This is a genomic window from Enterococcus italicus DSM 15952 (assembly GCF_000185365.1).
Taxonomy (GTDB): domain Bacteria; phylum Bacillota; class Bacilli; order Lactobacillales; family Enterococcaceae; genus Enterococcus_G; species Enterococcus_G italicus.
Genome location: NZ_GL622241.1, coordinates 1366353 through 1389948, shown reverse-complemented (window position 1 = coordinate 1389948; position 23596 = coordinate 1366353). Strand labels below are relative to the sequence as shown.

The following is a 23596-nucleotide window of genomic DNA, read 5'->3' as shown; positions in this document are numbered from 1 at the left end:
AACCGAGTACTCGTATGTTGGATCGCGTTCGTCAACACTTTTTAGGGAAAGGCAATCCTGACGTATACGCGGTTTTTCGTTATGGGACTAATTTTTCGATTCAATTTGTTCCTCTTAGTAAAAGCAGTAGTATAACATTGAATGAATTGGACCATGAGGCGATCTTGGCTTATAATGGATTCACTCGGGGCTATAACCGTAATAAAGGAATGCAAAAATAAAAGAGATCGGCTAAAAATTTCATTATAGTTCTCAAATTTTCATGATACAATTCTAGTGAACCTGTAAACGGTTTTATTACGATGAAGCGTGAAGGATAGGTGAAACAATGAGTAAGTCAGAATTAATAGCGTCCGTTCCATATAATGAAAGAGCTATTCCGATAAAAGAAGCAAAGCCCTGGTTTAAAGTGTCGGATAGTCAAATGCAGCTCGAAGGATTGTGCTTTGATGGTCAAGGGCATTTGTTTTTTGTTGATGTGTTTGGTGGTGGGGTGTATTGTCTTTCGTTAGATGAGATGGAACTGAAGCAGATTGCTTCGTTTCCAGATGAAAATCCTGCAACGGTCAAGCGCCGTCAAGATGGACGCCTCTTTGTTTGTTTCTTAGGAGATATGAAATCAACTGGTAGTGTGATTTCGATGAATGCTGATGGAAGTGACGTCCAAGTCGTTGTTGATTCTTCTTTAGGCTATGTGGTCGATGATTTAACTTTTGATAAAAATGGCGGCTTCTATTTTACGGACTTTAAAGGGTATTCTTGTGAGCCGACTGGCGGTGTCTACTATGTTGCACCTGATTATCAAACGATTACCAAAGTCATGGGGAATATGGCGGTGCCAAATGGAGTTGTGTTAAATTTAGCGGGGGATGGTCTGTGGGTGACTGAGATGAGTCAAAATCGTCTGCACTATCTGACGATGACAGATGATCCGATAGTGATTGCCAACTATGGAAGTTCCGTACCTTATAACTTTACAGGGCTAGAAGGACCGGATTCAATTTGTATTGACGTACAAGATCATTTATATGTCGCGATGTATATGCAAGGTCGCGTAATGGTTTTTGATCGTAATGGTAATCCAATCGAGCAAGTGCTCATTCCTGAGCGAATCAATCAAAAAATGATGCGTTCGACTTCAGTTGCAATCTATCCAGATAAGAAAAAAATGATTCTTTGCTCGAATGATGGGGAAGGTCATGGCGGCTCATGGCTGTATTCTTGTAAAAGTTTGAGTCCAGGCATTGTATAAGAGGATGTGTCAAAAGCGTTTAGCTCTGAGTAATGAATCAGAAATTCTGAAAATCAGTTCTAAAATTTCCGAGAGGGCTGCAAATGCTAATTAAAAATCCGAGAATGACCTATAAAGACAAAAAGCCCATAACATCCAAAAAGTTTGAAAACAACTTTTGGATGTTATGGGCTTTTTCTTTGTGGCTGACTAGCTTTCGTTCAGCTTTTATGATTCGATTTCTGTTACGATACCAGATCCGACTGTCCGGCCACCTTCACGGATAGAGAAGGTTGTCCCTTTTTCGACGGCAATTGGGTGAATCAATTCGACTTCGATGGTGACGTTATCGCCAGGCATGACCATTTCTGTACCTTCTGGAAGCACGACATTCCCAGTGACATCGGTTGTTCTAAAGTAAAATTGTGGTCGATAGTTGTTGAAGAATGGGGTATGGCGACCGCCTTCTTCTTTTGTAAGGACATAGACTTCACCTTTGAATTTAGTATGTGGAGTAATGGAGCCTGGTTTTGCTAAAACTTGGCCACGTTCAATTTCATCGCGATCGACACCACGTAATAAGACACCCACGTTATCACCAGCTTCACCTAAATCCAATGTTTTACGGAACATTTCGATTCCGGTAACGATTGCTTTACGGGTTTCAGGTTTGATACCGACGATTTCTACTTCGTCACCGACTTTTACAGTACCGCGATCGATTCGACCAGAAGCAACGGTCCCACGCCCGGTAATGGTAAAGACATCTTCGATAGGCAATAGCAATGGTTTGTCCGTATCACGGTCTGGAGTATGGATGTAGTCATCGACAGTATCCATCAGTTCCATGATGGCAGCTTCGGCATCAGGATCACCTTCTAGTGCTTTTAATGCAGAGCCTTTAATGACCGGAATATCATCGCCAGGAAAATCGTATTCACTTAAGAGTTCACGAACTTCCATTTCGACTAGATCAATCAGTTCATCGTCATCAACTAAATCTGTTTTATTTAAGAAGACGATTAAATCTTTTACACCTACTTGTCGTGAAAGCAAAATGTGTTCACGCGTTTGGGGCATTGGTCCGTCAGTCGCTGAGACGACGAGAATCGCACCGTCCATTTGAGCGGCACCGGTAATCATGTTTTTTACGTAGTCCGCATGTCCTGGAGCATCGATATGCGCATAGTGGCGTTTTTCGGTTTCGTATTCGACGTGAGCGGTATTAATCGTAATCCCACGTTCGCGTTCTTCAGGAGCGGCATCAATACTTGCGTAGTCTTGAGGGTTTGCTAGACCTTTTTTGGCTAAAACAGAAGTAATCGCCGCCGTCAATGTCGTCTTACCGTGATCGACGTGTCCAATCGTTCCAATATTTACGTGTGGTTTTGTTCGACTGTAATGTTCTTTTGCCATTTGAAAATCCCTCCATTATTTGTAGTGTCTTACAATTTGTAAGCACTATCTTTGATACCTTCATTATAGGTCAAATAAAGTCAAAGTCAATTAATTACACTTGCCATTGCTTTTTGGGTAGGATTCTTTTAGGATAAGAGCAACAAGGATTAGTCTTTGAGTGTCTAGTGACTTAGATTGGAGGAACGACATGAGAAAAAAACCAGCTCGTCTAGCAAAAGGAGACAAAGTTGCCATCGTAAGTTTATCTAGTGGTATTTTAGGTGATGACCACTGTGCATGTAATGTAGAAATTGGTACAAAGCGTATGAGAGAGATGGGGTTAGAGCCTGTATTTACGAAGCACGCACTTGCGGGAAGTGACTATATTCGCAATTATCCAGAAAAGCGAGCGGAAGATATCAAGGCGGCCTTTTTGGATGAACGTATCAAAGGTATTGTGTGCGCGATTGGGGGCGATGATACGTATCAGATATTGCCGTATTTGATGGAGGATGAAGAATTTCGTGAGGCTGTAGTAGCGCATCCGAAGATTTTTACCGGCTATTCAGATACGACGATCAATCATCTGATGTTTTATCAGCTAGGGTTGCAGACTTTTTATGGTCCATCCTTTCTTACCGATTTTGGAGACATTGGGCCAGCCATGCTTCCCTATACCAAATCAGCTATCGAGCAGTTTATAGCAGAAGAGCCACTTCAAGAAACCATCTTACCGAGTGCAATCTGGTACGAGGAGCGTAAAGACTTTTCAGCCAAAGCTAAAGGAGAGGCGCGTAGTAGTCACCAAGATATCCGAGGATTTGAACTGTTGCAAGGGGCACCGAGCTTTACTGGCCATCTATTAGGTGGTTGCTTTGAAAGCTTGACTGATTTTTTATCTGGGGAACGGTATCCAGATGAAAAGACAATTACAGCAAACTATCACCTCTGGCCAGAAAGCTCACAATGGCAAGGTGCGATTCTATTTATAGAAACGTGCGAAGAAAAAATCTCACCAGAAGCGTACAAACAAAAACTAGGCATTTTAAAAGAGACTGGTGTCTTCTCACAAATTGCAGGAATTATTGTAGGAAAACCGCAAGATGAGTGCTTCTATGAAGAATATAAATCAGTATTGCTTGATACCATTGCGGATGAGTCACTGCCGATTGCGTATAACTTTCCATTTGGTCATGCGTATCCACGAACAGTATTGCCGTATGGTATTAACGTGACGGTCGATACCATTTCCCAAGTGATACGCTTTAATGAGAGTTTATTCAGATAAAGTATTGACGTGAAAACGAGTCTTGTGCTATAGTTCAGCTAACGTATGGACGTTACCTCCTAATGAAGTAAATTTGGCATTCCCTCTTATAGAAAGTCGATGGTTGCTGCAAATCGATGATAGTGTCAAGTTGAAGTACGTCAGGTTGGTTTAGAATTAAATAGACGTAAAGTGGAAGAGTTATTCTTCAATTAAGGTGGTACCGCGGATAATTATTCGTCCTTAGCAGGTGATGCTAAGGATTTTTTTGTCTTGTTTTTGAGATATCATTCTTAAATAGAAAAGGGCATGTAGAAAGGAAGAATAGTATGAGTTTTGAAAAACTAAGCAAAAAAATAAATTTGGATTTGGTAAAGAATACGTCGTTATTGACGAAAGAGCAAGCAGACTACAAAACTGCGCGCGATGAAGAATTAAAACGAATTATTACCGGGGAAGATCAACGCTTCTTACTAGTAATCGGTCCTTGTTCGGCAGACAATGAAAAAGCGGTATTTGACTATGCGCAGCGCCTTGCTGAATTACAAGAAAAAGTAAAAGACAAAGTATTTATTGTTCAACGTGTTTACACAAATAAGCCTCGGACAAATGGCGATGGCTACAAAGGGATGCTTTACCAACAATCACCCGATGAAGAAGTTAACTTAATTCGTGGTATGGTTGCAGTACGCAAAATTCATCGTCGCGTATTAACAGAGACTGGCTTGACGACAGCGGATGAAATGTTGTACCCAGAAAACTTTGAACTCGTGTCAGACCTCGTAAGTTACCATGCAGTTGGTGCACGCTCGGTTGAAAATCAACAACATCGCTTTGTTGCAAGTGGAATTGATGCACCAGTTGGCCTTAAAAATCCAACAAGTGGGAATCTATCCGTGGCGTTTAATGCGCTGCATGCGGCTCAGCGTTCGCAATCCTTTATCTACAATGGGGTAGAGGTATCAACAAGCTCAAACCCATTGTCTCATCTAATCTTACGTGGTGGATTGGATGATTGTGGTAGAATTAAACCCAATTATCACTATGAAGACCTATTAGAAGCAGCTGCGATGTACAACAAAGAATCCTTTAGCAATCCATTTGTGCTAATCGATACAAATCATGACAACTCAGGGAAAAAATACTTGGATCAAATCCGTATTACCAAAGAAGTGTTAACTAACCGTGCTTGGAATCCACAAATCAGTAAACTAGTTCGTGGGCTAATGATTGAAAGTTACTTGGCGGATGGTCGCGGAGAAGGCGGCTCGCAAGAATATGGTCAATCGATTACTGACCCATGTTTAGGATGGGATAAGACTGCCGACTTGGTTAACTATATCCATCAGAATGTCTAGCTATGTGGGGAACATTATTTAATGTGAGTACCATTATCATAGGGTCCCTCATCGGAGGATTTTTAAGGGAACGATTTCCGGTGCGTTTCCAAAAGATTTTATTACAGGCAATGGGATTAGTAGCGATTGCTATCGGTCTCCATACAACAGTCGTAAATCTAGAAAAAAGCCAGTACCCAATAGTGTTTATCCTAAGTCTGGCAATCGGTGCTGTCATCGGTGAAAGCTTGCAGATACAACAAAGGATGAATTCAAAAATTGACCAAGGTACAAATGGTAGTTTAGCAAGTGGCCTGACAACGGCTGTGTTACTATTTTGTATTGGCAGTCTGTCGATACTAGGGCCGATTCAAGCAGCAATCAATCATGATTACACTTTTTTGATTACAAATGGGGTATTGGATGGAATTACTTCGATTGTATTAGCAGCAACATTTGGTTTTGGTATCATGTGGGCTGCGCTGGTGTTATTTATTTGGCAAGGAAGCATTTACTTAGTGGCTTTTCTTTTTCAGCAATCGTTAGATCCGACACTTTTTGTAGAGCCGATGATTATCGGAGGGATATTGATCTTTGCTTCAGGATTGGCAATTTTAAAAATCAAAGAGCTTCCAACACTGAATCTCTTGCCGGGATTATTTGTTGCCATGATTATTACTGTCTTCTTGTCGATTACACTCGGTCTATAATTTTTTGATGCTAAATCCGAATAATCTGTGTAAAAGAACGAATTACTAATACAAAAAACCATAAAATCCAAAAGTTTACAAAGAAACTTACGGATTTTATGGTTTTTTTGTGCTTAATAATTTATAGATGAAATCGATTTATTTTGATGAAGATAAGGTGAACTTCACAATTTATAAAATATTTCGATTATAGACAAGGGAAATATAGGAAAAGTTAGTGAAACAAGTTATGCTTTTAAAAATCAGAAAATTCAGATTTTTGCAATGTGGAGGAATGGCCATGAAAAGTTTTTTCAATTGGGAATTAGTGTATCAATACTTTCCCAAAATACTAAGTGCATTGCCTGTTACGTTAATGATCGTAGTCATTGCAACATTAGTAGGACTCGTTTTAGGTAGTATCATTGCTTTCATACGAGTAGAAAAGATCCCGATATTGACTCAACTCAGTGCCATTTTTGTTTCGTTTATACGAGGGACACCGATTTTAGTACAACTTTATGTAGTGTATTATGGCGTCCCGACTTTGTTAGAAGCGGTAAATATTGACGTATCATCTTGGAACAAAATCTTTTTCATTTATATTACGTATGGATTAAATACGGCAGCTTTTCAATCTGAAACGATTCGAGCCGCAATATTAAGTGTTCCTGCGACACAAAAAGAAGCCGCTATTGCTTGTGGACTTACACGAGTCCAGTCCTATCGCAAAGTAATTTTACCACAAATGGTGCGAGTGGCTTTGCCTTCATTTGGAACGACAACGGTAGCACTATTACAAGATACTTCATTAGCGTTTACAATCGGGGTCATCGACGTAGTAGGGAAAGCTAAAGCAATCGGTGCTGTTACTTTCCATACATTAGAAGGTTATGTAGGGGCTGCGGTCATCTTTATTGTATTAAGTTTTGTGCTTGAAAGAGCATTTGTATGGTTAGAGGAGCAAATGAAATTCGAACAAGCATCTAGAAAAAAAGTGTCGTTCCCATCGCTCCATTTTTTTCAAAAAAAAGAGAAGGTTAAAACAACTTCATTATAAAAAAATAGCTCTTAGGGGGAAAATGTATGAAAAAATCAACTCTTGTTTCAGGTTTAAGTGTCATGGCTTTATCACTGTTATTAGCTGCTTGTGGGAGCAGTAGTTCGGCATCAAGTTCATCTGATGATAGTAGTGTCACAAAGGTTACCGTTGCGACAGGGAATGATGCCTTACCTTACGCTTATTTAGATGAAAATGGAGACTATGATGGGTATGATGTCGCAGTAGTAAAAGCAATTGACGAAAAATTGAAAGATTATAGTTTTACGTTTGAAGGATCTGATTTCCCTACGACGTTATCCAATCTTGAAAGTAATAAAGCACAAATGGCTGCTTATGAATATGAAGTGAATGATGAACGGAAAGAAAAATTTGTTTATGGTGATGTCGGCTATGTGGTTTGGGATACATATATCGCGTACGATCCAGATAAAGGTGAAACGTACAACACTTTTGATGATTTGAAAGGAAAGAAAGTCTATGTGACGACATCGACGAACCAAGCAGCGATGGCGGAAAATTACTTAAAGGATAATCCTGATGCCTTTACTTTAGTTTATGGTGAATACAGTAACGAACAAATCGTTCAAGCCTTAACGTCTGGAGCGGTGGATGCGACCCTGGCACCAAAATATCAAATTGATAACTACAATAAAACCTTTGATGTTGATCTAAAGATTGGTGATGAACCTGTTCATAACTCGGATGCTTACTTGTTATTTAATAAAAAGACTGATACAAAGTTGATTGATGCGGTCAATACTGCATTGAAAGAACTAAAAGAAGATGGCACGATTAAGAAGCTATCTGAAAAATATTTAGATGGAGATTATGTTCCAAAAGATTAAGAGGGGTGAGCAACTATGAGTTTTGATTTTTCGACAATGATAAATTCTTTAAAGATTGCTAGTCACTATATAGGAACCACGCTTTTCATGGCGGGTTCCTCTTTAGTCATAGGTATCTTCTTTGGCCTATTGATTGCTCTAGCAAGACAATACAAAATCAAAGTGATTGCGCCTTTTTTCCAAGTATTTATCACCTTACTTAAAGGGATACCGATTGTGTTAATTATTTTGGCAAGCTATTTGATTGCTTCAAAGAAATTTGATGATCTAGCAGAAGCGATGCACTGGTCGGTTCGTTTTAAAGATTTTAATATGATTTGGATTGCGATTTTTGCTTTAAGTATTTTATCCATCATTAATAGTAGTGAAATTTTTCGTGGAGCATTTTCTTCGATAAAAAAAGGACAATTCGATGCTGCAAAATCTTTAGGAATGACCAGTTTCCAGACAATTAGACGAGTGTTATTGCCACAAGCTTTTCCAGTGTCCGTACCGATGTTTAGTAATTTACTGATTACGTTAATCAAAGCATCTGCACTAGCATCAATGGTCAGTGTCGTGGATGTCTTTGCTGCGGCGAAGATCTCAGCTCAGCAAAACTACCGATTTTTAGAAGCTTATGTGGCGGTTGCGATTATTTATTGGGTGATTAGTATTATTATCGAAAAATGTGCGCAGCTATTCGAGCAACGCATGAATCGGAAATTAAGGAGGGCTTCTTTATGACCATGTTAGAAGTAAGAAATTTACATAAAAAGTTTGGCAAAAAAGAAGTACTGAAAGGAATCAATTTGGATGTCCATCAAGGCGAGGTGGTCGTCTTGTTAGGTCCGAGTGGGTCAGGAAAGACGACGTTTCTTCGCTGCTTAAATTTTTTGGAGCGAGCGGATCAAGGACAAATGACCTTGGATAATCAATTAATCGAAGTCGGTAAGGCCAAAGAAAAAGAGATTTTAGCTCATCAGCGAAAAACGGCAATGGTTTTTCAAAATTATGAGCTGTTTCAAAATAAGACGGCGATTGAAAACATTGCAATGCCGGTCATGATGGCCCAAAAAAAATCAAAAGAAGAAGCCTATCAGTTGGCAACGCATTTATTGGAGCAGGTCGGTCTATCGGAGCGGGGCAACTTTTATCCTAGTCAACTTTCAGGTGGGCAGCAACAGCGGATTGGCATTGCGCGTGCATTAGCGCTCAATCCAAAAGTCATTTTATTTGATGAACCGACCTCTGCACTTGACCCTGAGCTTGTTGGCCAAGTATTAACCTTGCTTCGTGAGATTGCTGAGACTGGTGCGACGATGGTCTTAGTCACACATGAAATGAAATTTGCTTATGAGGTAGCTGATAAAGTAGTATTTATGGAAAATGGCTACGTCGTCGAACAAGGATCACCGCAAGAAGTATTTGAACACACAAAAGAAGAACGGACAAAAGCCTTTCTTTCACGTTTTACGAATCAATTTGCTGTATAGGAGGAAACTAGATGCACTATCAATTTGCGAATCGAATTAACCAATTACAAGGGTCACCCTTACGAGAAAATGCGAAAAGAAATATGGAAGCAAAAGATGTGATTTCTTTTGCCTATGGTTACCCATCAATTGATGCCTTTCCGATGGAGACATTAAAGACCATTTCGGAAAGAATGTATACCGAATTTGATCCAGAGTCGTTTCTCCAATATGGTGCTAGTGAAGGCTTACCTGAATTAAGAGAATTAGTCAAACAACGGATTGCCAAACAGTCTGCGATTGCGAGTGACGATGACTTAATGATTGTCTCGGGTTCGACACAAGCAATGGATTTAGTCATTAAAGTTCTATGTAATGAAGGGGATGTCGTCCTTTGTGAGGAGCAAACGTTCTCCGGAGCAGTCAATGCGATTAAAGGATACGGTGCAAAAGCTGTTCCCGTGCCGATGAATGTTGATGAGGAGTGCATCGACACGAAAGTCTTAGAAGAACTGTTGGCAAAAGATACAGAGCATCGCATTAAGTTACTCTATTTGATTCCTACCTTTCAAAATCCATTAGGCACATCGATTCCACTGGAAAAACGGCAGGAAATTTATGCAATAGCGAAAAAATATGGTCTACTCATTTTTGAGGATGATCCGTACGGTGATTTGCTTTACTTTGGCGATGCCATCCCTAAGATGAAGTCGTTTGATACAGATGATTTGATTATCTATGCTGGCTCTTTCTCAAAAATTCTCGCACCAAGTACACGGCTGGGATTTGTCATGGCGCCACCAGCAATCTTTGAAAAATTAGTATTAGCCAAACAAGTTTCTGATTCTCACACCAATTTTTATTGGCAAGTATTGCTCACAGAGTTCATGAAAAATTATGATTTTGAACAACATGTCTCTTATTTGAAAGAGTTGTATCGTGAAAAACTCACGGTCATGTTAGAAGAATTAGCAAAGCTTCCCCAAGATGCTATACACTACATTGAACCGACTGGTGGCTACTTTATCTGTTGTGAGTTAGCAGAAGATGTCGACGAAGAAGCCTTCTTAGATTACTTGTTTGATCACAAAGTTATCGTGATTCCTGGTAACATTATGAGTGTTGCCGGTAAAGGATATGAAAAATTCTTCCGTCTGAATTTTACAAAACCAACGATTGAAGATATTAGACTTGGCATTCAGCAGATGCAAGATGCCATCAGCTTTGCTCGTGTTGAACAAGTATCAAAAGCTATCTGAGGAGAGTCGTGTATGAAATTAATTTATTATGGAGTAAGTGAAGAGGAGGAACCATTCATTCAACGATGGTCCTTCCTTCATAAAATTCCTGTCACAATAAGAAAAGAACAAATCAGTAAAGAAACCATCGAATATGCAAAAGGTCATGACGGTATCTGTCTTTATCCCAGTGTTGATATGCGCGAAAATGAGACTTTTTATCGGATGTTGAGTAATTATGGTATGAAGCAGTTGTCGATTAAATCGACAGGTATCGATGGTGTTAATCTTGAGTGGGCGAAAAAATATCACCTTCAAGTAACCAATGTCCCCGCATACAGTCCTACGTCGGTCGGACACTTTGCCGTAATGGCAATCCTAATGCTCGCTCGCAATATTCCAATGCGTATGCACACAGATGATCAGTTAGTCAGAAAAACAGCGATTGGCGATGAGATTCAAGATATTAAGGTCGGCATTATCGGCACGGGTCGAATTGGCAAAGTAGTCGCTCAGACAATCGTCGCTATGGGTGGAACTGTCCTGGCCTATAGTCGCACACAAGACAAGGGGCTTGCCTCGCTGGTCAGCTATCTTTCGTTAGAAGATGTGGTTAGTCAGGCTGATATCTTATCCATACATATACCTTTGACAAAGGAATCGGTGCATCTTTTTGACGATGAACTCTTTGCTAAAATGAAACCGACTGCTAAAATCCTCAACACGGCTAGAGGAAAAATTATTGACACGAAAGCACTGATTCGTTGGTTAGAACACAGTGAGGGTGGTTGTATGTTAGATACACTGGAAGATGAAGAGAAGTACTTTCAAGTAGGACAAGAGCAAAATCCATTTTATCAAGATTTGATGGCTTATCCGAATGTCTTTATCACGCCGCATATTGCCTATTACACACAACTTGCAGTCAAAGAAATTGCCGAGACTGCATTGAACAATGCACGCGATATTTTAGAATCTGGGGCATCAATGAACACAATATCATTATAAGGAGTGGTCTTATGATTGAAGCACAAGTTTTTGGTTTAAAGAAGCAATTTGGCAAAAATGAAATCTTAAAAGGGATTGACTTGACCATCCATCGTGGTGAAGTGGTCTGTATTATCGGTCCCAGTGGTTCAGGGAAAACAACTTTCTTACGCTGTTTAAATCTACTTGAAGAACCCAATGAGGGGAATTATCAACTTGCCGATACGATGTACAATTTAGCATCAATTGGCGCAAAACAAGCGCGTGAAATTGCTTTGAAGACGGCAATGGTGTTTCAATCATACGAACTATTCAGTCATATGACTATTTTGAAAAATGTCATGGAAGGGTTAGTGACACCACGCAAAGTGAAAAAGAAAGAAGCGGAACAAATCGCACTGGATGCTTTACGACAAGTCGGACTAGAGGATAAAAAGGATATGTATCCAATCCAATTATCTGGTGGACAGCAGCAGCGGGTAGGGATCGCACGGGCGATGGCGCTAACACCAGAAATTTTACTATTTGATGAACCGACCTCGGCTCTCGATCCTGAATTAGTCGGTGAGGTTTTGAGTGTCATGCGCAGTCTGGCTGATAGTGGGCAAACAATGATTGTCGTCACTCATGAGATGCAATTTGCGCAAGAGGTTGCAGACAAAGTTATTTTTATGGCAGATGGATACATTATTGAGCAAGGATCACCGGATGACGTTTTTAATCATCCGAAAGAAGATCGCACGAAGCAATTCCTATCTCAAGTGCGCTTTAAAGAAGTCATGTCTGCCTAAGGAGGGCGTATGGAAGAAGTCCAACAATCCGAAAAAATTTGGTCAAAAAATTTTATAGTAACAATGATCGTCAGTACGTTTGCTACGACAGCAGTCACTATGCAAATGGGGTCACTGCCAATTTACGTCAGTCAATTGGGTGGCTCCAAAGCTATGTCTGGCTTTATAGTCGGTATCTTAGGACTAGCTGCGTTAGTGACTCGTTTTCCTGTAGGCATCTGGCTTGATAAATATGGACGTAAACGCCTCTTAATCTTAGGGATTGTATTATTATTGCTTGATTTTGGTTTTTTAACACTTTATAAAACCATCCTCATTTTATTGGTTTTACGTATGGTCCAAGGAGTAGCAAATAGTATTCAAAGTACGGCGACAAGTACGATTGCAGCCGATTGCATTCCTAAAGATCAATTAGCAGCCGGTTTAGGGTATTTTAGCATTGCTCAAGCATTGCCTAGCGCAATTGGTCCTTTAATTGGACTTACCATTGCAAGTAAGTTTGGCTTCGAACGTTTGTTTCAATGTGCATTTGTGTTTGTATTGATTGCCTTTTTACTCAGTTTCCTGATTCGTGATGGCTATGAAGCTCATAGTACGCTGCAAAAGAGCAGCTTAAAACAAGAGGGGGAAGCGCTAAGTAAACGCAAAACGATCCTTATTCCGAGCGCCATTTTATTTTTTATTTGTTTTGCCAATTCTGGTGTAGTTTCCTTTATCGCACAATTTGCAAATGAAAAGCATATCAGTGGCGCAGGCTATTATTTTACCATTATGTCCTTGGTAATGGTTGGCATTCGTTTCATTTTACCGAGTATCTTCATTCGCATTCAATCGATGGTTTTGGTTGTTGGAAGCATTGTTAGTATTGGTATTTCCTTTCTGACAATTGCATGGACGACCTCTTTTTGGGGATTGATAGTTGCTGCTGTGTTGTATGGTATTGGCTATGCATGCTTACTTCCGATGATGAATACCATCGTCTTAGAAAATACTTTGCCACAAGAAAGGTGGAAAGCGACTGCTATTTTTTCAGCTTCATTGGACGTCGCATATGGCGGAGGCGTATTACTATGGGGTGTCGTTGCTTCGTTAACAAACTTTACAATCATGTATCTAAGTTGTGCTTTTTTTGCAGGAATCAGTTTGTTTTTCGTGATTTTTTTCAGAAAAACACTCCACATGTAAGAAAATATAACATAAAATGCAAAAATCACTTGCATCTTGGTGAATTACTCGCTAAAATAAAAAAAAGTGAGGTGTCATGAATGGATGCAATTGATCAAAATATATTAAATATTCTTCAAAAAAATGCACGAGAAACCGTCAAACAAATGGCAGAGGAATGTTTTATCTCCTCACCTTCTGTTTCTGTTCGGTTACAAAATTTGGAAAATCGTGGATTTATTAATTCTTACCAAGCCGTATTAAATTATCAAAAAATAGGTTTTTCAATAAAAGCGTATATCCATTGCGCTGTTAATGCCAAAGATAAACAAAATTTTTATACATTCATTGAAAATGTGCCGAATGTTACGGAGTGTGACTGTGTAACTGGTGAATATTCGATGATGTTAAAAGTATTTTTTCCGAATACGGTTGAATTGGATGAATTCATAAATCAACTTCAAAAATTTGGTGATACAAAAACAAACATTGTCTTCTCTACCCATATTGGACCTAGAGGACTACATCTTTCTGAAGAGAATGTCTCTTTAAATAAAAAGAATCACAAAGATTGATAAAATATAGGGAAAAGCTTTCTTTTGAAAGCTTTTTTTATTTTTATAGAAAAACGTCTGTGCTGGAATAAAATCTATTTCGTGCAAAATAATTGTGCATTCTTAGTCTTTCACCCATACTTATTTATGTAGACACAAAAAAGAAGAAGAGGTGAAGTGTTTTGATCGAATTCCAACACGTTACAAAAGTTTACAAGGGTGGAAAAATCGCCGTCGAGGATGTCAATGTGTCCTTTGAAAAGGGTGAATTTATTTGCTTTATTGGTACGAGTGGTAGCGGGAAGACTACGTGTATGCGTATGATTAATCGGATGAATGAACCAACTGAGGGGAAGATCTTAATCGACGGCCAAGATATACAATCTCTTAATCCGGTAGAATTAAGAAGAAAGATCGGTTATGTCATTCAGAGTATTGGTCTTATGCCACATATGACGATTCGCGATAATATTACCTTAGTGCAAAAACTGTTAAAAGTTAGCGATGAAGAACGAAACAAAACAGCAGAAAAAATGATTGATCTTGTTGAACTACCTAGAGAGATGCTCGATCGTTATCCAAGCGAGCTTTCAGGTGGGCAACAACAGCGGATCGGGGTGGTGCGCGCATTGGCTGCTGATCAGGATATTATATTAATGGATGAACCTTTTGGCGCACTAGATCCAATCACGAGAGACGCCTTGCAGGATTTGGTGAAAGATTTGCAAGAGCGTTTAGGAAAAACCATCGTCTTTGTTACCCATGATATGGATGAGGCGTTAAAATTAGCGAATCGCATTGTGATCATGAGTGGCGGAAAAGTAATTCAATTTGGCACGCCTGACGAGATACTACGGAATCCAGCCAATGAGTTTGTCGAAGAGCTGATCGGTGAGGACCGCTTATTGCAAGCGAAACCGGATGCAACAATAGTTGGTGAAGTAGCACTGGCCAATCCAATTACGATTACGCGCGAACACTCATTACAAGAAGCCATTCGCTTGATGCGGCAAAAACGAGTGGATACACTACTAGTCGTGGATGAATCGAACCACCTTGAAGGCTATATCGATGTCGAAGTCATCGACCGTGAACGGGGATCAGGGAAGTCAGTCGGAGAAGTCATGAATCCACAAGTCTTCTTTGTAAAACAGTCGGCACTTTTACGGGATACTTTGCGTAGGATTTTGACTAGAGGAATTAAGTATGTGCCAGTGGTCGATGAAGAGAAACGACTTGTGGGCATTCTAACGCGAGCTTCACTAGTGGATATTGTCTATGATGTTATTTGGGGCGAAGAAGAAACAGTTAGTGGAGCAGTTGAATCAGCCAAAGAGGAGGTCTAGTAATGGAAAACTTCTTTGCAGAATATGGAAATGACATAATACAAAAAAGTATTCAACATTTGTATATCTCGGCTTTTGCTCTGGTTTTAGGTGTGCTTGTGGCTGTGCCATTTGGCGTTTTATTGACGCGCTTTAAAAAAATAGCTAATGTCGTGATTAGCTTAACCAGTGCTTTACAAACGATTCCTTCCTTGGCGTTGTTAGCACTAATGATTCCAATTTTTGGTGTAGGAAAGACGCCAGCGATTGTCGCCTTGTTTATTTATTCGTTGTTACCGATATTAAGAAATACTTATATCGGGATGAAAAATGTTAGCCGAGATTACGTAGACGTAGCAAAAGGAATGGGGATGACGAATGTACAGTCAATCTTTTCAGTCGAGCTTCCTTTGGCAATGCCGACGATTATGGCTGGTATCCGTTTAGCGGCCGTCTATGTGATTGCGTGGGCGACTTTAGCATCTTATATTGGCGCAGGTGGGTTGGGTGATCTGATTTTTAGTGGGTTAAATAATTATCAACCAGCACTCATCTTTGCTGGGACAATTCCAGTGACCATCTTAGCTTTATTAGCTGACTATTTATTAGGCTTAGTCGAAAAAATGCTTACTCCTAGTGCATTGAAGGGGGTAGAGGAATGAAAAGAAAATCTTACATCATCGTACTGTGTTTCAGTTTCCTCGTCTTTTTAGCATCTTGTTCTTTACCTGGACTTTCTAGCAGTGATTCAAAAAAGACTATTACGATAACTGGCGGAATTACATCGGAATCTCAGATTTTAGCTAGTTTGGTTGCTGGTATGATTGAGCACTATACAGATAATAAAGTGACTATCATCAATAACTTGGCGACAACCACCATTAATCATCAAGCGATGATGAATGGCGATGCACAAATTTCGGCTGCACGTTATACGGGAACGGATTTAACGACCACACTTGGACTTGATCCGGTCAAAGATCCGACCGAAGCATATGATATTGTCAGTAAAGAATTTGAAAAACGCTACAATGAAACGTGGTTAAAACCATACGGATTTGATAATACATATGTGTACTTAGTGACAAAAGAGACAGCGGAAAAATATCATTTATCAAAAGTCAGTGACCTGAAAAATGTAGCTGATCAATTGTCTGCTGGCGTCGATCCAGCTTGGATTACCCGGGCTGGTGATGGTTATGAAGGGTTTAAAAAAGCATATGGATTTGAATTTAAAACAATCTTACCTATGCAAATTGGTTTGGTGTATGATGCAGTAGCGGCAGGTAAAATGGATATCGTATTAGGTTATTCAACCGACGGACGGATTGGTAGCTATGATCTTGTCATGTTAGAAGATGACAAGAAATTCTTTCCACCGTACGATGCGGTGCCGATAATTGACAACAAACTTCTAAAAGAACAACCGAAACTACAAGAAATTATTGACAAATTGGCTGGTACGATTTCAACAGATGAAATGCAAAAGCTGAATTTTGAGGCAGACAATAACTTAGTCGAACCAAGTGTCGTAGCCAAAGAATTTCTTGAAAAAAATAGGTATTTTGAAGGAGAGTGATGAAATGGATTTGCAAAATATGAATGTTTTGGAGCAATTTGTGTATTATTTTAAAGAAAATGGTACCTACGTCTTTAGTCAATTTCTTCGTCACTTTTTGATTTCAATCTACGGTGTGTTGTTTGCTGCAATCATCGCGATACCAATTGGAGTCGCAATTTCCAAGAAACGTGGCCTGGCTGACTGGGTTATTCGTCTAGCGAATATTATTCAAACAGTCCCCTCTCTCGCGATGGTTTCGATTTTAATGATTGGATTAGGATTAGGGGTAAATGTAGTGATTGTGACAGTAACCTTGTATTCACTGTTGCCAATCATCAAAAATACCTACACAGGTATGATCCAAGTTGATCGAGATATTATTGATGTCGGAAAAGGAATGGGGATGACGGCTACGCAGCGTTTATTTATGATTGAACTACCGCTTTCGGTATCTGTGATCATGGCGGGGATTCGAAATGCCTTAGTCGTAGCTATTGGTATTACGGCAATCGGTGCCTTTGTCGGGGCAGGGGGCTTAGGAGATATTATTATCCGGGGGACGAATGCAACTGATGGAACGGCGATTATTTTAGCGGGAGCGTTACCTACAGCATTAATGGCCATTATGACAGACTGGGTGTTAGGGATTGTTGAACGGAGACTTGATCCGACAACGAAGACATCTCGGACTGATTCATAGAAGCGAGTAAAAGTGGTTGGTAGGAAATCACTAAGATACAAGCAAGAAGACCATAAAATCTGAAGTTTATTCTAAGCTTTGGATTTTATGGCTTTTTTCGTCGTAAGTTGATTTGGCTGACTTTGATTTTTTCGACATACATTCACACTCATCAATATGAAAATGGGTTCCAAAAGCAGCTTTCCTGACAATATTTAAAAAAATTTTTAATAGTTTGAGAATATTTTAAATTTCCGAAGTTAGTACTCGGACCATCTTGTCATAGTTTTTTTCGTTTGCGAGCAGTTTTATAGTCTATAGTGATTGGGCTGTGGTACCTTAATATAGGTTATTTTGCTAATTAGTTGAAAGAATTCGAAAGGAATGGGGGATTCATGCGTTTATGGCATCAAGATTTAATTGAAAAGCTGCCGCGCCAGCAATTATTAGGTCAGCATCGCGAATGCTGTGCCTTACGGGGAAACGGTTGGGGAAAACCTCATGCAACGGTGAACTATGTTTTTCATTATCCGCCTTCTTATTTAGTTGACTATCACCAGTTGGTAATGGACGAAATGAAGTCAAGGGGATACAAGGTGAGTGAGGAATGGCTGAATCCCTTGTACAGAGGGAAAAAATGTGATGCTTTTTTAACTCTTAGCGAAACAGTTTCCCATCATCCAATCTATCCAGAACACAATCTAGACTATTTGAATGAATGCAAAGAGAACCTAGCAAATAAAGGTGTATACATCTAAAACCCTCACTATAGGGGGAGAGTGAGGGTTTTAGAATGCTTATTTGATATAGTTAGCTTATCGTACTGAAATCAATTTTAAGTAAACATTTTGTAAAAGTTCGCTTATTTTGCAATAAAGCAACGAAATTGTGATACATGCTCAATCAGTGTTTTTTGATTGTTCGCAAACTCAATCTTTAAAAGTGACTCTCCAATAGCGGTGACCTGTTCAATTTTATTGCCATAGCTATCACAAAGATAGCTACTTGCTCGCATTGTTTCCAATACCTGTTGGACACTTAATTCGATTTCTTTGGCTGTATTCATCTCAAAAAACCTCCTATAATAAAATTATGTAAACTAATTATGCTGATGATCCAATAATTTATTAAAAGGGGAATAAATTTATGAATCAACGATACGTAACGAGAGAATTAACATTACTGGCAATGGTTACGGCAGCTTGTGTTGTTGGGCGATTTGCTTTTCAATTCATACCCAATTTTCAACCACTAACGACTATTTTTCTATTATTCACCTTTTATAATGGTGTCAAAAGAGGCATCATTGTCGCAGCACTATCGCTAGTGATTACGAGTCTTTATTTTGGGATTGGTATTTGGACGGTCGAACAAATTTTAGCTTATGCAATTATTTTACTGGTTTTCCAATTTTTGAAAAAAATACCTGTGTTTCAAAAAAGTCTCATCTTACAAGTTATCTTTGCGGTAGTGGCAGGCTTCTTATACGGCTTTATCATGTCCATATTTGATTATTTTATTTATGGCATGACTAATTATTGGGTGTACTATTTGCAAGGAGTTTCCTTTGACGCGGTACATGCAGTCGTAAATGGTATTTTTTACGTGATTCTATATCCAGTGTTTCGTTATTTAAATCAAAGAAACTACTTTTCAATTGAAAAGTAAGTTGACTCTTAGGAAATCTTCGCTAAATAGTGGAGATTTTTTTTAATTTCCGCTTGAACTTCTTCATCTGATTCTTCCAGGAGCAATTCTTCAAAAAGAGCAATGGTTTCCGCTGGTTCTTTCTTCGTTAATTCAGCGGTTGCCCATACTGCTGTCGCACGGATAACTGGACGTGGATCTTTCAGACAACGCATAATTTCTGGTAAGTTTTCCCTAGCACCTAAGTTAACAAGAGCAATGAGAGCATTTCGTTGCAAAGGTTTTTTCCCACGCCAAGAGCCTGACAAATGACCATACTGTTTTTTAAATTCTTTGTTCGAAATTGATAACAAAGGGACGAGTGGCGGATAGACTTCATCGGTTTTTGGTTCCATTTCTTCGTGGAAGTGGAAATCTTTGCCACGATTATAAGGACAGACCAGCTGGCAAATATCACAACCGTAAATGACAGTATGCATTTTTTTACGAAATTCATTTGGCATAATGCCTTTTGTTTGCGTCTGATAAGAGAGACAGCGTTTGGCATTCATGCGACCATCGCCTAGTAAAGCCGTCGTCGGACAGCCTGTGATACAGCGCGTGCAATCGCCACAACCATTGGCTACAGGTTCATCAGGTTCAAGCGAAAGATTGGTCACAATTTCTCCTAGGTAGACGAATGAGCCAAACTCCTCCGTAATCAATAAGCCGTTCTTACCAATGAATCCCAAACCCGCGCGTTGTGCTACGGCAACATCGACGAATTCACCAGTATCGACTTGGGGCTTGAAGTGGCTATCGACACCTGCAGTTTCTGCCTGGATAAAGGCAATGAGCTGCTGCAGCTTTTCATTTAATACATCATGGTAATCAATTCCCCACGAAACTCTAGCAAATTGCCCACGCCTTTGATCTCTGGGCATTCTTTCATGAATTCTAGTCGGATAAGCAAGAGCGATGGCAATGATGCTTTTTGGATTATCAAAAGTCCGTTCGGGGTAAATCCGCTCATCGATATTCGGGTGTTCAAAGCCTGAAGTATGGCCAGCCGCTTTTTGTTCTTCTAGAGAATCTTTTAATTCAATAAAAGGGTCAGCCGTAGTAAACCCAATTTTATCAATTCCGATTCGCTTACTTTCTGCAATAATTTTTTCTTTTAAGGTTAGCAAGTCGGTCACCTCCCACCTAAAACTATACCACGAATCAGACTAAATGACTTTTTTCCGCGATTTTTTCGTAAATGCTAGTTTATTCAGAAATTAAATGATAAAATGATGAAAATTATGCGAAAATGATATAAGAGGGGGAGACTATGTCACAACTACTTTATAAAAGCACCCGTAACGATAAAAATTTGGTCACAGCATCGCAAGCCATTCTTCAAGGATTAGCTGAAGACGGCGGACTCTATGTACCAGTTAAGCAACCAGCTATTACACTAGATTTTGACGTGTTGCAGCATGCGACCTATCAAGAGGTGGCCTATGAAATTTTAGCCGCCTATTATACAGATTTTACTGAAGAGGAATTAAAAGCTTGTATCACAAATGCCTACAATGAAAAGTTCGAAACGCCATTGATTGCGCCATTAAAAACAGTCGGATCAGATAGTTATTTGGAGTTGTTTCATGGGCCGACCATCGCCTTTAAGGACTTGGCCTTGTCGATTTTGCCACATCTAATGACGACTGCCGCTAAGAAAAATGCCGTCGAAAATGAGCTAGTCATCTTGACAGCGACTTCTGGTGATACAGGTAAGGCGGCAATGGAAGGTTTTGCAGATGTGCCTCGTACGAAGATTATTGTCTTTTATCCAAAAGATGGTGTCAGCAAAATTCAAGAGCGACAAATGCGTACGCAACGTGGCGACAATACTTATGTTGTTGCAGTCGAGGGAAACTTTGACGACGCTCAAAGTAAAGTCAAGGAATTGTTTAATGATCAACAATTACGAAAAGAGTTACTTAGTCAAAACAAACAATTTTCTTCCGCGAATTCTATCAACATTGGTCGCCTGATTCCACAAGTCGTCTACTATGTCTATACCTATGCACAATTAGTGAAGCAAGATGAAATCAAAAATGGCGAATCCATTAATGTCACTGTACCGACTGGAAATTTTGGTAATATCTTAGCGGCACACTACGCAAAGGCCATCGGTGTGCCGATTAATAAGCTGATTTGTGCATCCAATACAAACAATGTCTTAACGGATTTCTTTGCTACAGGTACGTACGATCGCAATCGACCATTTTTTGTCACGTCTTCACCATCAATGGATATCTTAATTTCTAGTAACTTGGAACGACTATTATTTGAAATCGGTGGTGACAATGTCCAAACCATTCAGCAGTTGATGGCCGCACTTTCTGATCAAGGAAAGTATGATATTCTTCCTGAGATGCGTGAAAAATTAGGCGAATTCTATGCTGATTTTGCGTCATTTGAACAAACAAACGATACCATTGCACAAGAATTCGATCGTCATGGCTATGTGCTTGATCCACATACTGCAGTAGCCAAAGCTGTCAGTGATCGGTACAAAGAAGAAACAGGGGATCAAACGAAGATGGTCATTGTATCGACGGCCAGTCCTTATAAATTCCCTCAAGTAGTGGCGCACGCTCTTGATGACACCGCTACAGCTGAATCTGAATTTGACTGGATTACGCTGGTCTTTGAGCAAACCAACTTATCGGTTCCGAAAGCAGTTAGTGACTTGTACCGCTTGCCGATTCGCCACGAGCGAGAAGTGGCGATTCAAAGCATGCGTGACTGTGTCAAAGAGATTTTAGTAATCGACTAGTCAACGTAGAATATAATTAGTCGTCACTAAATTTGATTTAAACGACGAGTAAACATAAAAAAACCATAAAATCCAGAAATTTGAGAACCAACTTCTGGATTTTATGGTCTTTTTGCTTCGATTTAAACAAGTCTATCTACCATCTGAAAATCTATTCATAATCGCTTCGGTAAAATTTTAACACTAGGATTGTTTGGCTAATCGCTAAGTAGAAAAAGAGAATGGACACTAAAAATATTCCTTGTTCATGGAAAAAGCGATAAGAGAATGCTGCACAGATTGATCCGACGACAAAGGCACCCACTACTAGCAAGTAATGCATAAATGTATCAAACGCTGCCTTATCCCTTGTCACGACATAATCATGTAATCCTGCAGCCAGGCCTTTCATATTTCCTGTTGTGAATAGGCTAGTATAGGCGCGGCCATTGATTTTATCAAAGGAGATCCACTGGGCGGCAGTCGCAAAAGAAATTGCCATCGTAACGAGTGTTGGATGGGAGTTAATACTTCTAAAACTAATCAGTAAAAATAAAATTGCTTCACCGTACAAAATAATAAGGCGCCAAAATGCCCAGCCTTTTAGTCTGAAATAGCGCATCATAAATTTACCAGTAAGTACGCCTAAAAAGAAAAAGAGTACCGATAATAATTTTTGGCCCGTGCCACTCCACTCACCATTTACAGCTTGAGAAATTGATAGTACTAAGTTACCGGTTTGGGCAGAGGCGAATGCGCCGTAATGCGTATAGGTGTATAAGTCCACAGCGCCGCCTATAAACGTCAATAAAAGCCCAACAGACCGAAACTCATGGAAATTATTTTTCATTTTGTCACCTTCGATTCAATATGTTTTCTAGTTGCGTCTAAAGAAGTTGATACCTTCTTCAATTCCCATCAATAAAATTACTGCTCCGGCAATTTGCGCAACCAGTAAAACTGTTTTGAATGGGTTAAATATTAATAAGATTCCTACCAATAGAATCAAGAGATAAAAAATCTTTCGAGGTAGGGATGGCTCATTTACAATTCGGCGAGCTGGCTTTTTGACGAATTTTACCAGACCATAGATGACAAATAGAATACCAAAAAAGATTGGAATGATTGATACGATTGGTTTAGCAAGGACCAAAATAGCTAAAGCAGCCACCAAAAGTAGCACACCACTTATTAGGCCAAAACTACTCATGCCATCTTGTCGGTTGCGGAAAGCGACGACTAGATTTAGCAAACCTAAAAATGCTGTATAGCCGGCGACTATGTATACGACGCCATGAAAAATTTCATTTGGTCGAAAAAGCATGAATCCTCCGATAAGTACCAAAAAAATCATACGTAAAAGCGCGTATTTTTGTAATTTTTCAAAAAATTGTGTCATTTTTTTGCACCTCATTTTCTTTTTTTCTATTGTAACGTATTTTTTCATAGAATGAAATGAATAGCAAGGTATCATTGCTGTTTTCCATTTGTTTTCAGCAATTGAATTGATTGTCATCTGTTGTTCCATTCAAGAAGTCGTATGGTAAAATAAAGAGAACAGTCTCAAACAAAGTAAGGAGG

The 23596-nt window shown here is 39.5% G+C and carries 25 protein-coding genes and 1 pseudogene; 21 read left to right on the top strand and 5 right to left on the bottom strand.

The annotated features are described in order from the left end of the window. Positions 1-221: pseudogene (locus HMPREF9088_RS06510) on the top strand (GIY-YIG nuclease family protein); the annotation flags it as partial. A 107-nt stretch (positions 222-328) separates the two neighbouring features. After that, positions 329-1252 carry an SMP-30/gluconolactonase/LRE family protein gene (locus HMPREF9088_RS06505; RefSeq protein ID WP_007208376.1) on the top strand — a complete coding sequence of 308 codons (924 nt, stop codon included), beginning with the start codon at positions 329-331 and terminating at the stop codon, positions 1250-1252. A gap of 207 nt (positions 1253-1459) precedes the next feature. Here the strand turns inward: HMPREF9088_RS06505 and tuf are convergent, their stop codons facing one another. Further along, on the bottom strand, positions 1460-2647 hold the full coding sequence (tuf, locus tag HMPREF9088_RS06500; protein WP_007208375.1) for an elongation factor Tu: 1188 nt from the start codon (positions 2645-2647) through the stop codon (positions 1460-1462). Between the two features lie 190 nt (positions 2648-2837). On the opposite strand from tuf, the gene HMPREF9088_RS06495 reads away from it, so the two are divergent. The 17 genes from HMPREF9088_RS06495 to HMPREF9088_RS06415 all read left to right on the top strand — a co-directional run bounded on the left by HMPREF9088_RS06495 (position 2838) and on the right by HMPREF9088_RS06415 (position 18341). Continuing rightward, positions 2838-3917: a S66 family peptidase gene (locus HMPREF9088_RS06495; protein ID WP_007208374.1), complete on the top strand. Its 1080-nt coding sequence runs from the start codon at positions 2838-2840 to the stop codon at positions 3915-3917. 308 nt (positions 3918-4225) lie between these two features. Further along, positions 4226-5254 carry a 3-deoxy-7-phosphoheptulonate synthase gene (locus HMPREF9088_RS06490; protein ID WP_007208373.1) on the top strand — a complete coding sequence of 343 codons (1029 nt, stop codon included), beginning with the start codon at positions 4226-4228 and terminating at the stop codon, positions 5252-5254. Positions 5255-5256: 2 nt separating this feature from the next. Next, a complete protein-coding gene (locus tag HMPREF9088_RS06485) occupies positions 5257-5943 on the top strand; it encodes a DUF554 domain-containing protein (RefSeq protein WP_007208372.1) in 687 nt (228 codons plus the stop codon). Positions 5944-6223: 280 nt separating this feature from the next. Continuing rightward, positions 6224-6982 carry an amino acid ABC transporter permease gene (locus HMPREF9088_RS06480; protein WP_040366599.1) on the top strand — a complete coding sequence of 253 codons (759 nt, stop codon included), beginning with the start codon at positions 6224-6226 and terminating at the stop codon, positions 6980-6982. 26 nt (positions 6983-7008) lie between these two features. Then, positions 7009-7830 carry a transporter substrate-binding domain-containing protein gene (locus tag HMPREF9088_RS06475; protein ID WP_007208370.1) on the top strand — a complete coding sequence of 274 codons (822 nt, stop codon included), beginning with the start codon at positions 7009-7011 and terminating at the stop codon, positions 7828-7830. A gap of 15 nt (positions 7831-7845) precedes the next feature. Next, positions 7846-8556 (top strand): amino acid ABC transporter permease, encoded by a 711-nt coding sequence (locus HMPREF9088_RS06470; protein ID WP_007208369.1) that lies wholly within the window; start codon positions 7846-7848, stop codon positions 8554-8556. A gap of 2 nt (positions 8557-8558) precedes the next feature. After that, positions 8559-9305 carry an amino acid ABC transporter ATP-binding protein gene (locus HMPREF9088_RS06465; RefSeq protein WP_040367324.1) on the top strand — a complete coding sequence of 249 codons (747 nt, stop codon included), beginning with the start codon at positions 8559-8561 and terminating at the stop codon, positions 9303-9305. Between the two features lie 11 nt (positions 9306-9316). After that, complete coding sequence (locus HMPREF9088_RS06460) at positions 9317-10543, top strand: aminotransferase-like domain-containing protein (protein ID WP_007208367.1); 1227 nt, start codon at positions 9317-9319, stop codon at positions 10541-10543. A gap of 12 nt (positions 10544-10555) precedes the next feature. After that, entirely contained in the window at positions 10556-11530 is a 975-nt protein-coding gene (locus tag HMPREF9088_RS06455; RefSeq protein WP_007208366.1) for a D-2-hydroxyacid dehydrogenase, read from the top strand. 11 nt (positions 11531-11541) lie between these two features. Further along, positions 11542-12300 carry an amino acid ABC transporter ATP-binding protein gene (locus HMPREF9088_RS06450; RefSeq protein WP_007208365.1) on the top strand — a complete coding sequence of 253 codons (759 nt, stop codon included), beginning with the start codon at positions 11542-11544 and terminating at the stop codon, positions 12298-12300. 9 nt (positions 12301-12309) lie between these two features. Continuing rightward, positions 12310-13485, top strand: a complete 1176-nt coding sequence (locus HMPREF9088_RS06445) for an MFS transporter (RefSeq protein WP_007208364.1) — start codon at positions 12310-12312, stop codon at positions 13483-13485. An 80-nt stretch (positions 13486-13565) separates the two neighbouring features. Beyond that, complete coding sequence (locus HMPREF9088_RS06440) at positions 13566-14039, top strand: Lrp/AsnC family transcriptional regulator (RefSeq protein ID WP_007208363.1); 474 nt, start codon at positions 13566-13568, stop codon at positions 14037-14039. 161 nt (positions 14040-14200) lie between these two features. Further along, on the top strand, positions 14201-15364 hold the full coding sequence (locus HMPREF9088_RS06435) for a betaine/proline/choline family ABC transporter ATP-binding protein (protein WP_007208362.1): 1164 nt from the start codon (positions 14201-14203) through the stop codon (positions 15362-15364). Positions 15365-15366: 2 nt separating this feature from the next. After that, positions 15367-16005 carry an ABC transporter permease gene (locus HMPREF9088_RS06430; protein ID WP_007208361.1) on the top strand — a complete coding sequence of 213 codons (639 nt, stop codon included), beginning with the start codon at positions 15367-15369 and terminating at the stop codon, positions 16003-16005. Then, the gene (locus tag HMPREF9088_RS06425) at positions 16002-16922 is read left to right on the top strand and encodes an osmoprotectant ABC transporter substrate-binding protein (RefSeq protein ID WP_007208360.1); all 921 of its coding nucleotides are present in this window, start codon (positions 16002-16004) and stop codon (positions 16920-16922) included. The genes HMPREF9088_RS06430 and HMPREF9088_RS06425 overlap by 4 nt, the downstream gene beginning before the upstream one ends. Positions 16923-16926: 4 nt before the next feature. Further along, entirely contained in the window at positions 16927-17604 is a 678-nt protein-coding gene (locus HMPREF9088_RS06420; protein ID WP_040366598.1) for an ABC transporter permease, read from the top strand. A 374-nt stretch (positions 17605-17978) separates the two neighbouring features. Then, the gene (locus tag HMPREF9088_RS06415) at positions 17979-18341 is read left to right on the top strand and encodes a TIGR02328 family protein (RefSeq protein WP_040366596.1); all 363 of its coding nucleotides are present in this window, start codon (positions 17979-17981) and stop codon (positions 18339-18341) included. Positions 18342-18445: 104 nt separating this feature from the next. Here the strand turns inward: HMPREF9088_RS06415 and HMPREF9088_RS06410 are convergent, their stop codons facing one another. Continuing rightward, positions 18446-18649: a hypothetical protein gene (locus HMPREF9088_RS06410; RefSeq protein WP_007208357.1), complete on the bottom strand. Its 204-nt coding sequence runs from the start codon at positions 18647-18649 to the stop codon at positions 18446-18448. Between the two features lie 80 nt (positions 18650-18729). Between HMPREF9088_RS06410 and HMPREF9088_RS06405 the strand changes: the two genes are divergently transcribed. Beyond that, positions 18730-19251, top strand: coding sequence for a hypothetical protein (locus tag HMPREF9088_RS06405; protein ID WP_007208356.1), 522 nt, complete (start codon positions 18730-18732; stop codon positions 19249-19251). A gap of 8 nt (positions 19252-19259) precedes the next feature. Here HMPREF9088_RS06405 and queG read toward each other — a convergent pair whose 3' ends face one another. Next, positions 19260-20399 (bottom strand): tRNA epoxyqueuosine(34) reductase QueG, encoded by a 1140-nt coding sequence (gene queG, locus HMPREF9088_RS06400; protein ID WP_040366592.1) that lies wholly within the window; start codon positions 20397-20399, stop codon positions 19260-19262. A gap of 143 nt (positions 20400-20542) precedes the next feature. Between queG and thrC the strand changes: the two genes are divergently transcribed. Next, positions 20543-22036 (top strand): threonine synthase, encoded by a 1494-nt coding sequence (gene thrC, locus HMPREF9088_RS06395; protein ID WP_007208354.1) that lies wholly within the window; start codon positions 20543-20545, stop codon positions 22034-22036. Between the two features lie 151 nt (positions 22037-22187). Here thrC and HMPREF9088_RS06390 read toward each other — a convergent pair whose 3' ends face one another. Further along, positions 22188-22865, bottom strand: a complete 678-nt coding sequence (locus HMPREF9088_RS06390) for a YoaK family protein (protein ID WP_007208353.1) — start codon at positions 22863-22865, stop codon at positions 22188-22190. A 27-nt stretch (positions 22866-22892) separates the two neighbouring features. Further along, positions 22893-23414 (bottom strand): DUF308 domain-containing protein, encoded by a 522-nt coding sequence (locus tag HMPREF9088_RS06385; RefSeq protein ID WP_040366590.1) that lies wholly within the window; start codon positions 23412-23414, stop codon positions 22893-22895. Positions 23415-23596: the final 182 nt, after the last annotated feature.

Excerpts from the sequence above, each read along its gene's own strand:
- HMPREF9088_RS06505 (WP_007208376.1), top strand. The coding sequence starts at position 329 with ATGAGTAAGTCAGAATTAATAGCGTCCGTTCCATATAATGAAAGAGCT.
- tuf (WP_007208375.1), bottom strand. The coding sequence starts at position 2,647 with ATGGCAAAAGAACATTACAGTCGAACAAAACCACACGTAAATATTGGA.
- HMPREF9088_RS06495 (WP_007208374.1), top strand. The coding sequence starts at position 2,838 with ATGAGAAAAAAACCAGCTCGTCTAGCAAAAGGAGACAAAGTTGCCATC.
- HMPREF9088_RS06490 (WP_007208373.1), top strand. The coding sequence starts at position 4,226 with ATGAGTTTTGAAAAACTAAGCAAAAAAATAAATTTGGATTTGGTAAAG.
- HMPREF9088_RS06485 (WP_007208372.1), top strand. The coding sequence starts at position 5,257 with ATGTGGGGAACATTATTTAATGTGAGTACCATTATCATAGGGTCCCTC.
- HMPREF9088_RS06480 (WP_040366599.1), top strand. The coding sequence starts at position 6,224 with ATGAAAAGTTTTTTCAATTGGGAATTAGTGTATCAATACTTTCCCAAA.
- HMPREF9088_RS06475 (WP_007208370.1), top strand. The coding sequence starts at position 7,009 with ATGAAAAAATCAACTCTTGTTTCAGGTTTAAGTGTCATGGCTTTATCA.
- HMPREF9088_RS06470 (WP_007208369.1), top strand. The coding sequence starts at position 7,846 with ATGAGTTTTGATTTTTCGACAATGATAAATTCTTTAAAGATTGCTAGT.
- HMPREF9088_RS06465 (WP_040367324.1), top strand. The coding sequence starts at position 8,559 with ATGTTAGAAGTAAGAAATTTACATAAAAAGTTTGGCAAAAAAGAAGTA.
- HMPREF9088_RS06460 (WP_007208367.1), top strand. The coding sequence starts at position 9,317 with ATGCACTATCAATTTGCGAATCGAATTAACCAATTACAAGGGTCACCC.
- HMPREF9088_RS06455 (WP_007208366.1), top strand. The coding sequence starts at position 10,556 with ATGAAATTAATTTATTATGGAGTAAGTGAAGAGGAGGAACCATTCATT.
- HMPREF9088_RS06450 (WP_007208365.1), top strand. The coding sequence starts at position 11,542 with ATGATTGAAGCACAAGTTTTTGGTTTAAAGAAGCAATTTGGCAAAAAT.
- HMPREF9088_RS06445 (WP_007208364.1), top strand. The coding sequence starts at position 12,310 with ATGGAAGAAGTCCAACAATCCGAAAAAATTTGGTCAAAAAATTTTATA.
- HMPREF9088_RS06440 (WP_007208363.1), top strand. The coding sequence starts at position 13,566 with ATGGATGCAATTGATCAAAATATATTAAATATTCTTCAAAAAAATGCA.
- HMPREF9088_RS06430 (WP_007208361.1), top strand. The coding sequence starts at position 15,367 with ATGGAAAACTTCTTTGCAGAATATGGAAATGACATAATACAAAAAAGT.
- HMPREF9088_RS06425 (WP_007208360.1), top strand. The coding sequence starts at position 16,002 with ATGAAAAGAAAATCTTACATCATCGTACTGTGTTTCAGTTTCCTCGTC.
- HMPREF9088_RS06420 (WP_040366598.1), top strand. The coding sequence starts at position 16,927 with ATGGATTTGCAAAATATGAATGTTTTGGAGCAATTTGTGTATTATTTT.
- HMPREF9088_RS06415 (WP_040366596.1), top strand. The coding sequence starts at position 17,979 with ATGCGTTTATGGCATCAAGATTTAATTGAAAAGCTGCCGCGCCAGCAA.
- HMPREF9088_RS06410 (WP_007208357.1), bottom strand. The coding sequence starts at position 18,649 with ATGAATACAGCCAAAGAAATCGAATTAAGTGTCCAACAGGTATTGGAA.
- HMPREF9088_RS06405 (WP_007208356.1), top strand. The coding sequence starts at position 18,730 with ATGAATCAACGATACGTAACGAGAGAATTAACATTACTGGCAATGGTT.
- thrC (WP_007208354.1), top strand. The coding sequence starts at position 20,543 with ATGTCACAACTACTTTATAAAAGCACCCGTAACGATAAAAATTTGGTC.
- HMPREF9088_RS06390 (WP_007208353.1), bottom strand. The coding sequence starts at position 22,865 with ATGAAAAATAATTTCCATGAGTTTCGGTCTGTTGGGCTTTTATTGACG.
- HMPREF9088_RS06385 (WP_040366590.1), bottom strand. The coding sequence starts at position 23,414 with ATGACACAATTTTTTGAAAAATTACAAAAATACGCGCTTTTACGTATG.